The 13,541-nt window shown below is 74.1% G+C and carries 14 protein-coding genes; 5 read left to right on the top strand and 9 right to left on the bottom strand.

Annotated elements, in window-relative coordinates; genetic code table 11:
- The first annotated feature begins 1 nt into the window (after nucleotide 1).
- From V1634_RS01110 to V1634_RS01100, 3 genes are all read left to right on the top strand, one after another.
- Nucleotides 2-1,702 carry an MFS transporter gene (locus tag V1634_RS01110; protein ID WP_331205822.1) on the top strand — a complete coding sequence of 567 codons (1,701 nt, stop codon included), beginning with the start codon at nucleotides 2-4 and terminating at the stop codon, nucleotides 1,700-1,702.
- On the top strand, nucleotides 1,702-2,346 hold the full coding sequence (locus V1634_RS01105) for a futalosine hydrolase (protein ID WP_331205821.1): 645 nt from the start codon (nucleotides 1,702-1,704) through the stop codon (nucleotides 2,344-2,346). The genes V1634_RS01110 and V1634_RS01105 overlap by 1 nt, the downstream gene beginning before the upstream one ends.
- A 138-nt stretch (nucleotides 2,347-2,484) precedes the next feature.
- Complete coding sequence (locus V1634_RS01100; protein ID WP_331205820.1) at nucleotides 2,485-3,354, top strand: 1,4-dihydroxy-6-naphthoate synthase; 870 nt, start codon at nucleotides 2,485-2,487, stop codon at nucleotides 3,352-3,354.
- Here V1634_RS01100 and V1634_RS01095 read toward each other — a convergent pair.
- Nucleotides 3,315-3,701: a cold-shock protein gene (locus V1634_RS01095; RefSeq protein ID WP_101368382.1), complete on the bottom strand. Its 387-nt coding sequence runs from the start codon at nucleotides 3,699-3,701 to the stop codon at nucleotides 3,315-3,317. The two genes, V1634_RS01100 and V1634_RS01095, sit on opposite strands and share 40 nt — an antisense overlap.
- A gap of 36 nt (nucleotides 3,702-3,737) precedes the next feature.
- Complete coding sequence (locus V1634_RS01090; protein WP_331205819.1) at nucleotides 3,738-4,355, bottom strand: HAD family hydrolase; 618 nt, start codon at nucleotides 4,353-4,355, stop codon at nucleotides 3,738-3,740.
- 94 nt (nucleotides 4,356-4,449) lie between these two features.
- Here V1634_RS01090 and V1634_RS01085 point away from each other — a divergent pair, with 94 nt between their 5' ends.
- Nucleotides 4,450-6,906: a helicase-associated domain-containing protein gene (locus V1634_RS01085; protein WP_331205818.1), complete on the top strand. Its 2,457-nt coding sequence runs from the start codon at nucleotides 4,450-4,452 to the stop codon at nucleotides 6,904-6,906.
- A gap of 7 nt (nucleotides 6,907-6,913) precedes the next feature.
- Here the strand turns inward: V1634_RS01085 and V1634_RS01080 are convergent, their stop codons facing one another.
- Together V1634_RS01080 and V1634_RS01075 are read right to left on the bottom strand one after the other, a co-directional pair.
- Nucleotides 6,914-7,168 carry a hypothetical protein gene (locus V1634_RS01080; RefSeq protein ID WP_331205817.1) on the bottom strand — a complete coding sequence of 85 codons (255 nt, stop codon included), beginning with the start codon at nucleotides 7,166-7,168 and terminating at the stop codon, nucleotides 6,914-6,916.
- An 89-nt stretch (nucleotides 7,169-7,257) separates the two neighbouring features.
- Nucleotides 7,258-8,133, bottom strand: coding sequence for a L,D-transpeptidase family protein (locus V1634_RS01075; protein ID WP_331206100.1), 876 nt, complete (start codon nucleotides 8,131-8,133; stop codon nucleotides 7,258-7,260).
- A 149-nt stretch (nucleotides 8,134-8,282) separates the two neighbouring features.
- Here V1634_RS01075 and V1634_RS01070 point away from each other — a divergent pair, with 149 nt between their 5' ends.
- Nucleotides 8,283-9,962 carry a DNA repair helicase XPB gene (locus V1634_RS01070; RefSeq protein ID WP_331205816.1) on the top strand — a complete coding sequence of 560 codons (1,680 nt, stop codon included), beginning with the start codon at nucleotides 8,283-8,285 and terminating at the stop codon, nucleotides 9,960-9,962.
- A 38-nt stretch (nucleotides 9,963-10,000) separates the two neighbouring features.
- Here V1634_RS01070 and V1634_RS01065 read toward each other — a convergent pair whose 3' ends face one another.
- The 5 genes from V1634_RS01065 to ligD (V1634_RS01045) all read right to left on the bottom strand — a co-directional run bounded on the left by V1634_RS01065 (nucleotide 10,001) and on the right by ligD (V1634_RS01045) (nucleotide 13,433).
- The gene (locus V1634_RS01065; RefSeq protein WP_331205815.1) at nucleotides 10,001-10,369 is read right to left on the bottom strand and encodes a hypothetical protein; all 369 of its coding nucleotides are present in this window, start codon (nucleotides 10,367-10,369) and stop codon (nucleotides 10,001-10,003) included.
- Nucleotides 10,366-11,145, bottom strand: coding sequence for a WXG100 family type VII secretion target (locus V1634_RS01060; protein WP_331205814.1), 780 nt, complete (start codon nucleotides 11,143-11,145; stop codon nucleotides 10,366-10,368). Before V1634_RS01060 ends, V1634_RS01065 begins: the two co-directional genes overlap by 4 nt.
- Nucleotides 11,146-11,173: 28 nt before the next feature.
- Nucleotides 11,174-11,476, bottom strand: a complete 303-nt coding sequence (locus V1634_RS01055; RefSeq protein ID WP_331205813.1) for a type VII secretion target — start codon at nucleotides 11,474-11,476, stop codon at nucleotides 11,174-11,176.
- Between the two features lie 96 nt (nucleotides 11,477-11,572).
- Complete coding sequence (gene ligD / locus V1634_RS01050; RefSeq protein ID WP_331205812.1) at nucleotides 11,573-12,490, bottom strand: non-homologous end-joining DNA ligase; 918 nt, start codon at nucleotides 12,488-12,490, stop codon at nucleotides 11,573-11,575.
- A complete protein-coding gene (gene ligD / locus V1634_RS01045) occupies nucleotides 12,480-13,433 on the bottom strand; it encodes a non-homologous end-joining DNA ligase (protein WP_331205811.1) in 954 nt (317 codons plus the stop codon). Before ligD (V1634_RS01045) ends, ligD (V1634_RS01050) begins: the two co-directional genes overlap by 11 nt.
- Nucleotides 13,434-13,541 lie beyond the last annotated feature (108 nt).

Here is a 13,541-nt window from a genome sequence, read left to right as displayed (position 1 = left end):
CATGCCGCTGTTCACCCGCTCTGGGCGATCGGTCCCCGGGCGTGTCGTCGGTACGGGGATCCGGGCCGTCCGACTGCTCTTCCGGGGTTCGCTCGGCAGCGCCCGCTGGACAGGCCGCCGGGTCGCCCGGGTACGCGCGAAGGGCGCCGGCGGCGAGACCGGGATGGTCCGGCTCTTCGACCTGCACGCCGCCTCGTGTGCCGGCGACACGCTGATCACGATCGGCCTGGCCGGGACGATCTTCTTCAACGCCCCGCTCGGTGAGGCGCGGAGCAAGGTCGCGCTCTACCTGTTGATCACCATGGTGCCGTTCGCGCTGCTCGCCCCGGTGGTCGGGCCGCTGCTCGACCACTTCCGGCACGGGCGCCGCTACGCCCTGGCCGCCACCATGCTGGGCCGGGCCTTCCTGGCCTGGCTGATCTCGGACTACATCCACGGCTTCGGCCTCTACCCGGCCGCCTTCGGCGTACTGGCGCTCTCCCGGGCGTACGGGGTGGCCCGGTCCGCGGCGGTGCCCCGGCTGCTGCCGGCGGGGATCGGACTCTCCCAGGCCGGCGCCCGGGCCAGCGTGTACGGCTCGATCGCCGGTGGCGCGGTCGTGCCGATCGGGCTGGCCGCGTTCTGGTTCGGCCCGCAGTGGCCGCTCCGAGTCGCCTCGGTGATCTTCCTGGTCGGCATGGTGATCGCGTTGCGCCTGCCACCCCGGGCCGATTCCGACCCGCCGGAGACGGTGCCGAGGGCCTTCCAGGCGCTCCGCCCCGGCCGGAACGGGCGGGAACGGGCGCTCAGCCGCAGCGGCCCGGGCGGCCGGCTGGTGATCAGCGCTCTGGTCGGAAGCGCCGCCCTGCGCGGCATCTACGGCTTCCTGCTGCTCTTCCTCGCCTTCGCGATCAAGGCGGGTGACCTGGAGACCGAACTCTTCGGCCGCCAGTACGGCGCCGAGGTGGCACTCGGGGTGGTCGGCGCCGGGCTCGGCGTCGGCACGTTCCTGGCCACCGCCCTCGGTACCCGGCTGCGGATCCACCGGCCGGTCGCGCTCCAGGCCGCCGGCCTGGTGGTGGTGACCGGGGTCGGTGTGCTGGCCACGCTCCGCTTCTCCCTGCTGCTGGTCGCCCTGCTCTGCCTGGTCACCGCCGTGACCAGCGGCATCGCGAAACTGGCCGTCGACGCCTCCATCCAGGAACGGGTCCCGGAACGGCTCCGGGCGACCGGGTTCGCGCACTCCGAGACGGTGCTGATGCTGGCCTTCGTGGCCGGCGGCGGGCTCGGTCTCGTACCGCTGGACGGCCGGATCGGGGTCGGCCTGCTCACCGGACTCGCCGCCGTCGGTACGGTCTGGGCGTTCGCCGTGGCCACCCGGCTGCGCGGCGAGCGGCTCTCCGGGCGGGCGATGGCCGAGGGGGACGCGCCGGAGGCCAGCCGTACCGAGCCGGCCCGCCCCGCACCCGGGCAGCCCGGCGGACCGGCGGCCGGGGCGGAGCCGTCCGACGACCGGCGCTCCACCGACGACCCGGCGCCCACCTCCCCGGCCCCGGTGCTCAACCGGCGCGGTGACGGCGAGCCGGCCGGCGGCCCGGCGCCACAGGACGACGAGGAGACCGAGCTCGCCCCGCCCGGCTACCACATCTACCGTCCCTCCTCCGCCGTGCCCGGCACCGGGCCCGGCGACGAGGGCTCGCGCCGGGAGAGCCGGGGGAAGTAGTGCACGACGGCATACTCGTGGTCACGGCCGTCGCGGCCGAGGCCGAGGCGGTACGGGCCGGCCTGGCCGGCGACACGGTCACCGTCGCACCGGTCGGGGTGGGTCCGGCGGCGGCCGCCGCCGGCACCGCCCGGCTGATCGCGCTCGCCGAGGCGGCCGGACGGCCGTACCGGGGAGTCGTCAGCGCCGGCATCGGCGGCGGCTTCCCCGGCCGGGCCCCGGTCGGCGGGATCGTGATCGCGACCCGCAGCGTCGCGGCCGATCTCGGCGCCGAGTCGCCGGACGGTTTCCTCACCCTCGACGAGCTGGGTTTCGGCACCACCACCCTGCCCGCCGACCCGGCGCTGCTGGACGTGCTCCGGGCCGGGCTGCCGCAGGCGGTCACCGGCGCGGTCCTCACCCTCGGCACCGTGACCGGGACCACCGCGACCACCGCCGCCCTACTGGCCCGGCACCCGGACGCGGTGGCCGAGGCGATGGAGGGGTACGGGGTGGCCAGCGCCGCCGTCGCCGCCGGGCTCCCCTTCGCCGAACTGCGTACGATCTCCAACCCGATCGGGCCCCGGGACCGCTCCGCGTGGCGGATCGGTGACGCCTTCGCCGCCCTGACCGCCGCCTTCGGCACGGTCGGCCCGAAGCTCTGACCCGGCCCCAACCCGGGGCCCGAGCCGCGCCTCGTCAGCCGGGGCGACGCAGGGTCAGCCGTATCGGCCGGAGGTGACCCAGGCAACCGGGCAGCGGGTGCCGGGCGTGGCGGGTGTGGTCGGGACTAGCGTGAAGCCGTGGCGCTCTCCCTGGCGATCTCGCCCTGCCCCAACGACACCTTCGTGTTCCACGCCCTGGTGCACGGGCTGGTGCCCGGCGCCCCGCCGGTCGAGGTGACCTACGCCGACGTGGACGTCACCAACACCGCCGCCGAACGTGGGGCGTACGACCTGGTCAAGGTGAGCTATGCGGCGCTGCCCTGGCTGCTCGACGACTACCACCTGCTGCCCTGCGGCGGTGCGTTGGGCCGGGGCTGCGGGCCACTGGTGCTGACCCGGGGCGCCGGACCGGACGGCAGCGCGGGCAGCGGCGACGGGACCGACCGCGCCGACCTGACCGGGGCGACCGTGGCGGTGCCCGGCGACCGGACCACGGCGTACCTGCTGTTCCGGCTCTGGTCGGCGCGGAGGCCACCGGCGCGGATCGAGGTCGTCCCGTTCCACGAGATCATGCCGGGCGTGGCGGCCGGCCGGTACGACGCCGGACTCGTCATCCACGAGGCCCGGTTCACGTACCCCCGGCACGGGTTGACCGCCCTGGTCGACCTCGGGCAGTGGTGGGAGGACGACACCGGGCTGCCGATCCCGCTCGGCGCGATCCTGGCCCGCAAGGGTGCCGTGGACCCGGCCGAGGCGACCGGCTGGATCCGCGACTCGGTGCGCAGGGCCTGGGCCGACCCGGCCGGCACCGAGGAGTACGTGCTCGCGCACGCCCAGGAGATGGAGCGCGACGTGGTCGACCGGCACATCGCGCTCTACGTCAACGAGTTCACCGCCGAGCTGGGCGCCGAGGGCCAGGCCGCGGTCGACGCCCTGCTCGGCCGGGCGGCGGCCGCCGGGTTGACCCCTCAGATCTCCAGTTCGCGGGCGACCGCGTGGACGAGCTGAGCCACCGTCTGCGCGGTCTTGCGGTCGGGGAACCGGCCGCGACGCAGGTCCGGCTGGACCTTCGCCTCCAGCACCTTGATCATGTCTTCGACCAGGCCGTGCAGCTCCTCCGCCGGCCGGCGGCGAAGCTCCGCCATGGACGGTGGCGCGTCCAGCAGCTTCACCCCGAGCGCCTGCGCGCCCCGGCGGCTGTCCACGACGCCGAACTCGACCCGCTGGCCGCCCTTCAGGTCGGTGACACCAGCCGGCAGCGCGCCCTTCGGCAGGAACACGTCGCCACCCTCGTCACTGGTGACGAACCCGTATCCCTTGGCGGCGTCGTACCACTTCACTCGACCCGTCGGCACCTGAAAACCTCGACTCCCTGATGAGATTGCTGTCCTTCACAAGGCTAGCCGCATCAGCCGCCGAAGCGCCTGCGGGAATCCGGTAAGGTCCGCGACCACCAGATCGGCGCCGGCCGCCCGCAGCTCGTCGGCGTCGTGCGAGCCGGTGGTCACCCCGAGTCCCGGGATGCCGGCGGTCCGCGCCGCGACCATGTCGGCGACGTGGTCACCGACGTAGAGTTCCGCGCCGTGCGCGGTCAGCGCGGTCGCCTTCTCCTCGGCGAAGAGTTCGCCGACCAGCTCGTCGACCTCCATGCCGAGGTGTTCCAGGTGCTGCCGGGCCAGCGGGCCGTACTTGCCGGTGACCACCACCACCCGCAGACCCGCCGCCCGCGTCTCGGCCAGCGCCTCGACCGCGCCGGGCAGCGGCGGGGACAGCGAGATCGCGTACTCCGAGTAGAGCGAGCGGTAGGCCTCGACGGCCTCGTCCACCTGCTCCGGCGGGAACCAGTTCTGCATCTCGGTCCGGAGCAGCGGGCCGAGCCGGGAGACGACGGTGTCGACGTCGACGTACACCCCGGTCGCGGCGGTGAGTGCCCGGTAGGCGGCGGCGATCCCCGGTCGGGTGTCGAGCAGGGTCAGGTCGAGATCGAATCCGACGGCTGGGGTGGTCACGCCGCCATGATCGCACGATCGGCGGGAGCCACCTCGGTCCCGCTCGGCGACCGACGCGCACGACCGGCGCCTGGCCGGATAGCGTGGAAAGACGATGACCACACTCGCCGACCATCTGCGGGCGCTGCCCGACGAGGCGCTGGCCGCCCTGTTCCGGCTGCGTCCGGACCTCGTCGTGCCGGTACCGACCGATCTGTCCGCCCTGGCGGTCCGCGCCCAGTCCCGGGTCTCGGTGGCCCGGGCCCTGGACGGGCTCGACGAGTTCACCCTGCGGATCCTGGACGCGGCCCGGCTCACCCGTGACGCGGATCATGGCGAGACGTCGACGGAGCAGATCCTCACCCTGGCCGCCGGGACCAGCCGCCAGCCGGACCGGACCGCCGTGCGGTCTGCCGTCGACCGGCTCCGGGCGCTCTTCCTGCTGTACGGGCCGGAGGAGGCCCTGCGGGTCGTGCCGGGCGTGGACGAGGTCTGCTCGCCGTACCCGGCGGGGCTGGGCCGGCCGGCGGCGGAACTGGACCCGGAGACGGCCGCGCTGGTCGCGGACCCGGCCCGGTTGCGCCGCACCCTGCTGGCCGCACCGCCGCCGGCCCGGGCGATCCTGGACCGGCTCGCCGCCGGCCCCCCGGTCGGCACGCTGCCGGCCGCCGCACCGTCCGGCGCCGCCTCCCCGGTCTCCTGGCTGGTCGAGAACCGCCTGCTGGTGCCGGTCACCGAGCCCAGCGGCCCGGCCGGCAAGCCGACCGCCGTCGAACTCCCCCGGGAGGTCGGCCTGCTGCTGCGCCGCGACTCCGGCCCGCTCGGCCCGCTCCGCCCGACCCCGCCGACGGTGGCCGGGGCGGCCCGGGAGCCGAAGGCCGCCGACTCCGCCGGGGCCGGCCAGGCGATGGAGGCGGTACGACACACCGAGGCGCTCCTCGACCAGCTCGCCGCCGAGCCCGCCCCGGTACTCCGCTCCGGTGGGCTCGGGGTACGCGACCTGCGCCGGCTGGCCCGGGCGGCCGGGCTGGACGAGCCGACCGCCGCGCTGCTGCTCGAGGTGGCGTACGCGGCGGGGCTGCTCGGCGAGCTGGACCTGCCCGGTGCCGTCACCGCCCGCAACGGTGCGGACCAGCAGATGCTGCCGTCCGCCGGTTACGAGGGCTGGCGGGACGCCTCGCTGGCGCACCGCTGGGAGCACCTGGCCCGGGCCTGGCTCACCATGACCCGGCAGGTGGGGCTGGTCGGCCAGCGCGACGACCGGGACCGGCCGATCACGGTGCTGTCGGCCGAGGCGGAACGGGCCGGGGTGCCGGCGGTCCGCCGGGCCGTCCTCGGCGTACTCGGCGATCTCGAACCGGGGGCCGCGCCGAGCGTCGACGAGGTGGTCGACCTGCTCGCCTGGCGCTCGCCCCGGCGGAGCCTGGGCCGGGAGGCCGGGCAGCGGGAGGTACTCGCCGAGGCGGCGCTGCTCGGCGTCACCGGGCTCGGCGCGCTCACCACGTACGGCCGGCTGCTGCTGGCGCAGTGGACCGCCGGGGAGACCCGGCCCGGCGAGCCCGGCGACGATCCGCTCGGCGTACGGCCGGACGCGGGCGGCGCGGCCGGGGGCGGCTCGGCCGCGGTCCGGGCCCTGGACGCGCTGCTGCCGGCACCGGTCGACCACTTCCTGGTGCAGGCCGACCTGACCGTGGTGGTGCCGGGGCCGCCGGAGCCGACCGTCGCCGCCGAACTCGCGGCGGTGGCCGAGCACGAGTCGGCCGGCGGAGCCAGCGTGCACCGGGTGACCGGGGCCAGCGTGCGCCGGGCGCTGGACGCCGGGTACGCCGCCGACGACCTGCACGCGCTCTTCCGGCGCCGCTCCCGCACGCCGGTCCCGCAGGGGTTGACGTACCTGATCGACGACGTGGCCCGCAAGCACGGCGGGCTCCGGGTCGGCTCCGCCGGGGCGTACCTGCGCAGCGACGACGAGGCGCTGCTGACCGAGGTACTCGCCGACCGTCGGCTCGCCCCGATGTCGCTGCGCCGGCTGGCGCCGACCGTGCTCACCACCCCGCACCTGGTGGGGCGGCTGCTCGCCGCGCTGCGCGAGGCCGGGTACGCCCCGGTCTCCGAGGACGCGTCCGGGGCGACGGTGCTGACCCGGCCGAAGGTACGGCGGGCGCCGGCCCGGGGTTCGGTCGCCAACCGGGTCGCCGATCCACTCGGCACGCCGAGGCTGAGCACGCCCCGGCTGCTCGGCATCGTGGAGCAGATCCGCCGGGGTGACGCCGCCGCCCGGGCGGCCCGCCGGGCGCCGAGTTCGGTCCGGGGCGCCGGACGGCCGGGCGGGACCGGTCCGGGGATGCCGACCGCGCACGCGCACACCCAGGCGCTGGCCGTACTCCAGCAGGCGGTCCGGGACAAGGCGCTGGTCTGGGTCGGCTACGTCGACGCGCACGGCGCCACCGCGTCCCGGCTGGTCCGGCCGGTCTCGATCGGCGCCGGCTACCTGCGGGCCGAGGACGAGCGCACCGAGATGCTGCACACCTTCGCGCTGCACCGGATCACGGCGGCGGTGCTGGACGAGTGAGGGCGGCTCAGTCCCGGGGGTGCTGCCGGAGCGAGCCGACCACGGAGACGATGAGCAGCAGGGTGAAGGCGGCGCCGAGCCCTTCGCCGAGCGAGTTGACGAAGCCCTGCTGCTGCACCAGCCAGCCGAAGAGGACCCAGCAGGCCAGCAGCACCGCCACGGTCGCGTAGGCGGCGACGGTGGCCCGGGAGACGGGCGCCGGGACGGGCCCGGGGGCGGTCGGGGGGTCTGTCTCGGACCTCACCTCGCCGTCGACCGTCATCTGCGAACCTCCCGCCGCGGGCGTCTGTTCGGAGAGTCCAGACTCGCACCTGGCGGACCGATATGACAGGTTCACCGGCCGAAGTCGCGTCAGGTCCCCGGCCGGCGGCCCAGCACGTGCACCCGGGTCCCCACCTTGCCGAGTTGCCACATCCGCCGCGCGTCGACCGGCAGCAGGTTGACGCAGCCGTGCGAGCCGATCGCCTTGTTGTGCAGGTAGGTGGTCGTCTCGTGAAAGCCGATCCCGCCGACGAAGCGCTGCCAGTACGGCAGCCACACCTCGTACGGGTCCGACCACTCCTTCGGGTTGCGGAAGTTGACGCTGTAGGTGCCGGCCGGCGTGGCGTACCCCGACATGCCGGTCCGGGTGACGGTGGGCGCCATCACCACCTTGCCGCCGCGCATCGCCCAGACGGTCTGCTGGGTCAGGTCGACGCAGAAGGTGGTCCCGCTGCCGGCCTTGCACCTGCCGGTGTCGGTGCGGGCCAGTCGCCGCGCCACGTCGGCGGTGGTCGGTCCGGCCCGGCCCTCGGCCGGCCGGATGTCGTAGCGGCGCTGGAACTTCTTGATGGCGGCGCAGTCGGCGGCCGACTGCCGGCCGTCGACGGTGACGGCGCCGAATCCACCGAGCCGGGCCAGGTAGCCCTCGACCTCGCGCTGCCGCTCCCCCTGTGGGCAGCCGGCCGGCGGCTTCGGCGAACCGGTCCGGGCCGGCTTCTTCGCCGGTTTCTTCACCGGCGGCGCCTTCGTCGTCGGCGCGGGCCTGCGCGGGCTGGGGGTGGTTGCTGCTCCCTGGTCCGGCGCGGGCGGCGCGCTCGCCCCCGTTGCGTTCTCCGCTCCGACCGGCGTGAGCCCCCCGGCGGCTCCCGACTGGTCCGACTGCGGATCAAACGCGCACGCACCGGCGCCGAACAGGGTGACCGCCACTAGAGTGATCAGACCGGTGCCGAGACGCGTCAGTACCATCTGCCCTCCCCAGAAGCCGTCGACAGCTAGACGCACGGGAGTACCGCTTCGGTTGCGCCAGGTGAAGAATTTTTCCGGTTCGTTATCCATCGTGCAAGACTGGAGGGTCGGCGCGTGAGACGCCCGACCTGGGACGGAAGGGCGTGAGCGTGAGCGGCGGACCACTGATCGTGCAGTCGGACAAGACCCTGCTGCTGGAGGTCGACCATCCCGACGCGCTCGCCTGCCGGATGGCGATCGCGCCCTTCGCCGAGCTGGAGCGCTCGCCGGAGCACGTGCACACCTACCGGCTGACCCCGCTGGGCCTGTGGAACGCCCGGGCGGCCGGGCACGACGCCGAGGGTGTGGTCGACGCGCTGCTGCGGTTCTCCCGCTATCCGGTGCCGCACGCGCTGCTGGTCGACGTCGCCGAGACCATGGACCGGTACGGCCGGCTGCAACTGGCCGCGCACCCGACGCACGGCCTGGTGCTGCGGGCGCTGGACCGGATGGTCCTGATCGAGGTCGCCAAGAGCAAGAAGCTCGCCGGCATGCTCGGCGCCAAGGTCGACGACGACACCATGGTCGTGCACCCGTCCGAGCGGGGCCGGCTCAAGCAGGCGCTGCTCAAGCTCGGCTGGCCGGCCGAGGATCTGGCCGGCTACGTGGACGGCGAGGCGCACCCGATCGAGCTGGCCACCGGCGGCTCGGACGGCAAGCCGGCCTGGGAGCTGCGGTCGTACCAGCGGGAGGCGGTGCAGACCTTCTGGGCCGGCGGGTCGGGGGTGGTGGTGCTGCCCTGCGGTGCCGGCAAGACCCTGGTCGGGGCCGCCGCGATGGCCGAGGCGAAGGCGACCACGCTGATCCTGGTCACCAACACCGTCGCCGGCCGGCAGTGGAAGCGGGAGCTGGTCGCCCGCACCTCGCTGACCGAGGAGGAGATCGGGGAATACTCGGGCGAGCGCAAGGAGATCCGCCCGGTCACCATCGCGACGTACCAGGTGCTGACCGCGCGGCGCGGCGGCGCCTTCACCCACCTGGACCTCTTCGGCGCCCGGGACTGGGGGCTGGTGATCTACGACGAGGTGCACCTGCTGCCGGCGCCGATCTTCCGGTTCACCGCCGACCTCCAGGCCCGGCGCCGGCTCGGCCTGACCGCCACCCTGGTCCGGGAGGACGGCCGGGAGGGTGACGTCTTCTCGCTGATCGGCCCGAAGCGGTACGACGCGCCGTGGAAGGACATCGAGGCGCAGGGCTGGATCGCCCCGGCGGACTGCACCGAGGTACGGGTCACGCTGACCGACGCCGAGCGGATGGCGTACGCGGTCGCCGAGCCGGAGGAGCGCTACCGGGTGGCGGCGACCGCCCGGACGAAGCTCCCGGTGGTCAAGGCGCTGGTCGCGCGGCACTCGGCCGACCAGGTGCTGGTGATCGGCGGCTACATCGACCAACTGCACGAGCTGGGCGAGACGCTGGACGCGCCGATCGTGCAGGGTTCGACCACCAACAAGGAGCGGGAGCGCCTCTTCGACGCGTTCCGGGCCGGCGAGATCTCCACCCTGGTCATCTCCAAGGTCGGCAACTTCTCGATCGACCTGCCGGAGGCGGCGGTGGCGATCCAGGTCTCCGGCACCTTCGGGTCGCGCCAGGAGGAGGCGCAGCGCCTCGGCCGGGTGCTCCGGCCGAAGGCGGACCGCCGACAGGCGCACTTCTACACGGTGGTCTCCCGGGACACCATCGACACCGAGTACGCCGCACACCGGCAGCGCTTCCTCGCCGAGCAGGGGTACGCGTACACGATCGTCGACGCCGACGACGTGCTCGGCCCCTCGCTGCCCAGCGTCGACTGAACGGAACCGGCAGCGCCGTCGGCGACCCACGATCCGGCTCACCAGCCGTCGGGGTGGTCGCGGCGCCAGCGTTCGCGGTCGCGGCGTTCCCGTTCCAGCCGCTCGCGCAGCGCGGCGTGCTCCCGCTCGCCCTGTGCCGCCAGCTCGGCCCGCTCCTCTTCGGGGATCTCGTCCCAGCGCTGGACGAAGTGGTCCACCCGGGCGTCGAGCACCGAGGCGAAGACCGGCGAGGTGACCACCTCGCGCAGTCCGCGCCGGCCGTCGAGCACGTCGGCGACCAGCCGGCGGAACTCCGGGTCGTCGGTCTCCTCGCCGAGGATCCTCAGCGACTCGCGCAGGCGCCGGGAGAGTGCGGGGTCGCCTCCGGCGACGTCGATCAGCGGTTCTTCCTCGTTGTCTCGGGTCATCGGCTCTTCCGGCTCCGGCTCAGTCCCGGTGGTGGGAAACGGGTGGTTGCTGCGGCGGCCGCACCGCGGGGTGGTCGTACTCCCGGGCCGGCAGGTACGGCAGCTTCGCGTTCTCCACCTCGCCGAGCAGCCCGGCGACCACCCCCGGTGTACGCCTGCACGATGTTCCAGATGTGGTTCTGCACGCTGAGGATCTGCTGCCACTTCGCCACGGCCTGGCTGGCGGTGAAGGCGATGCCGGCGCCGCCGAGGATCGGGCCGATCACGGTGGGCGCCGACGCGGCCGTCGCCGCCATCTCGACGCCGATCGCGATCAGCAGGTCGGTCAGCCCCTCCAGCAGCCCCTTCAGGGCGCCGGCCGTCTCGTACACGCTGAACGCGGTCGTTTCGAGCTGGTGGCCGAGCGAGACCAGGGCGCTGATCTGTCCCCTGAGTACCCGGACGATCTCGCTGAAGTACTCGTCGGCGGCGTCGGCCGCGTTCCCCTCCCAGCCGTACCCGACGGTGGCGACGGCGGAGTTGATGGCGCTGGCGCAGGCGTCGTTGAACCCGGCCAGGTTCTGCACCGCCCGGCCGGCCGTCTGCAACGCCTGCCAGTCGCCGGTGAACTCCTCGGCGAGCCACTGCCACGGGTTGGTGCCGCAGACGAACTCGGCCGCCCGCCCCAGCCAGTACGACGGACTGATGTACTGCGGTAGGCCGAGTACGTTCTCGATGCTGTCCGGGATCGGGTCCTGCGGCTTCGGCTCGATCAGGTCGTCCATCGGTGCGGCCATGCCGGTCCTGCTCCTCTCCGCGGCCCGCTCAGTAGGTCCGGTCGAACTTCTCGGCCGACGCGACGTCCGTGTTCTGGTAGTAGTCCGCGGCCCGGTCGACCTCCTCGGCGGAGAGGGTGAGCACGTTCGCGAGCTGGGCGTAGGAGAGTGTCAGCGTCCCCTTGACCCTGGCGACGGCGTCGAAGACCGTCTGGTAGAGCGGGCCCCGGGCGCCGCTGATCTCCAGCCAGCGCTCGTTGTACCGCTGCGCGGCCCGGGCGTCGTCGACCAGGCCGGCGATCTCGGCGCCGAACTCGCGGATGACGGCAGGCTCCGCCTTGAAGTACGGCACGCTTCCCCCCGGGTGCCTCGGCCGGACACGACGAGGTCGAGGGTGGCAGCCGCCGGTTTCACCTCGGCTTCACCGGCCCTGCGGCCGGGATCGGGGTCACCGGACGGGTAGCTCCGGGCCGCCGTCGAGCAGCTCGATCAGCAGGTCGCCGTACTCCTCGATCCGGTCCAGCACCTCGGCGGCGGGGAACTGGCGGACGGCGCCCGCCTCCCCGTCGGCGGCGGCCTCCACCTCGGCCCAGGTCAGCGGGGTGGAGACCGACGGCGTCGGCTGGGCCCGCAGCGAGTACGGCGCCACCGTCGTCTTCGCCGCGTTGTTCTGGCTCCAGTCGATGAAGATCTTGCCGGGGCGGAGCCGTTTCGCCATCTGAGCGGTGATCGACTTCGGTGCCTCGCGGGCGAGTTCCTCGGCGATCCGGCGGGCGTACCCGGAGACGACGTCGGCGGACTGCCCGCCGGAGACCGGGCACGAGAGCTGCATGCCCTTCTTGCCGGAGGTCTTCGGATAGCTGGCGATGCCGTCGGCGGCGAGGCGTTCCCGGATCAGCAGCGCGACCCCGCAGCACTCGACCAGCCCGGCCGGGGCGCCCGGGTCGAGGTCCATCACCATCAGGTCGGGGTGGGCACCGACCTGCCACTGCGGGGTGTGCAGTTCCAACGCGGCGAGGTTGGCCAGCCAGACCAGCGTCGGCAGGTCGTCGCAGACGACGTAGTCGAGCATCTCCCGGCCCTTGGTGGAGCCGGGGGCGGGCAGCCGCTCCAGGCGTACCCAGTCCGGGGTGCTGGCCGGGGCGTTCTTCTCGAAGAAGAAGTTCCCGTCGACGCCGTTGGGGTAGCGGATCCGGGTCAGCGCCCGGTCCCGCAGGTGCGGCAGCAGCGCCTCGGAGACCCGGGTGTAGTAGTCGATCACCTCCCCCTTGGTGAACCCGGACGCCGGATAGAGCACCTTGTCCAGATTGGACAGCTCGAGGCTCCGGCCCTCGACCTCGACCCGTACCCGCTGTTCACGCGCCATCGACGTCCGCCACAGTCTTGTCGGTGCGCAGCCGGCGGATCCGGGGGAACCGCAGCCGGCCGTCCGGCGTGCGCTGGCCGTACTTCACCTCCACCACGATCTGGGGAGTTACCCAGATCGCGCCCCGGGCATCCTCCCGGGGTACCGGGGTCACGAACGGCGAGGATCCGGTGCGCAGCGGCTCCAGCACGGCCAGCAGTTCCCGCTCGATCGCCGCGCCGATGCCGCCGCCGACCCGACCCCGGTAGACCAGCCCGCCGTCCGGCGCCGGCACCCCGACCAGCAGCCCGCCGATCCGGCGTACGCCGGGCCGCCAGCCGCCGACCACGAAGTCGTCGGTGACCTCCAGTTTCACCTTCACCCAGTCCGGCGAGCGGACCCCGGCCCGGTAGACCGCGTCGACCCGTTTCGACACCACGCCCTCCAGCCCGTGCTCGCCGGCCGCCTGGTAGGTGGCCCGGCCGTCCGGGAAGACCGGCGGCACCGCCCAGCGCGGCCCGGCCAGGCCGAGCGCCTCCAGCGCCTCCCGGCGGCGCTGGTACGGCCACCCGGTCAGGTCCGTCCCGTCGCGCCGCAGCAGGTCGAAGATCATGTACGTCACCGGCAGGCTCGCCGCCAGCCGGGCGGCCCGGGCCGGCTCCCGCACGTGCATCCGCTCGGCGAGCGCGGTGAACGACGGCTGCCCCGACTCGGTCAGCACCACCACCTCGCCGTCCAGTACCGCGTCGGCGAGCCCGCGCTGCGCGAGCTGGGCGCCCAGCGGGGCGAGTTCCGGATAGGCGGCGGTGATCTGCACCCCGGAGCGGGCGTAGAGCCGCAGCTCGTCGCCGGCGAAGTCGGAGACGGCCCGCACCCCGTCCCACTTGAACTCATGCACCCAGCCGGGGCCTGCGGGCAGCTCCCCGGTGACCGCGAGCATCGGCTTGACCGGGGTGCCGGGCACGATCCTCACTCTAGGTCCACGCCGAAACACTCGCGTCCGGTTCGATCCGGTGCGATCCTGGATCGAACGGGTCGTCGCCCACCGGCAAACGGCGGGATACCCGCTGCT

The sequence above is a fragment of the Plantactinospora veratri genome, from assembly GCF_036421995.1.
Classification (GTDB): Bacteria; Actinomycetota; Actinomycetes; order Mycobacteriales; family Micromonosporaceae; genus Plantactinospora; species Plantactinospora veratri.
The sequence above is the reverse complement of the archived record's forward strand: the minus strand, read 5'-3'. Positions and strand labels throughout refer to the sequence as shown.

Bases quoted from the DNA above. Each gene is read 5' to 3' on its own strand.
- V1634_RS01110 (WP_331205822.1), top strand. From the start codon at position 2: ATGCCGCTGTTCACCCGCTCTGGGCGATCGGTCCCCGGGCGTGTCGTC.
- V1634_RS01065 (WP_331205815.1), bottom strand. From the start codon at position 10,369: ATGACCCGAGACAACGAGGAAGAACCGCTGATCGACGTCGCCGGAGGC.
- V1634_RS01080 (WP_331205817.1), bottom strand. From the start codon at position 7,168: ATGACGGTCGACGGCGAGGTGAGGTCCGAGACAGACCCCCCGACCGCC.
- V1634_RS01085 (WP_331205818.1), top strand. From the start codon at position 4,450: ATGACCACACTCGCCGACCATCTGCGGGCGCTGCCCGACGAGGCGCTG.
- V1634_RS01060 (WP_331205814.1), bottom strand. From the start codon at position 11,145: ATGGCCGCACCGATGGACGACCTGATCGAGCCGAAGCCGCAGGACCCG.
- V1634_RS01075 (WP_331206100.1), bottom strand. From the start codon at position 8,133: ATGGTACTGACGCGTCTCGGCACCGGTCTGATCACTCTAGTGGCGGTC.
- ligD (WP_331205812.1), bottom strand. From the start codon at position 12,490: ATGGCGCGTGAACAGCGGGTACGGGTCGAGGTCGAGGGCCGGAGCCTC.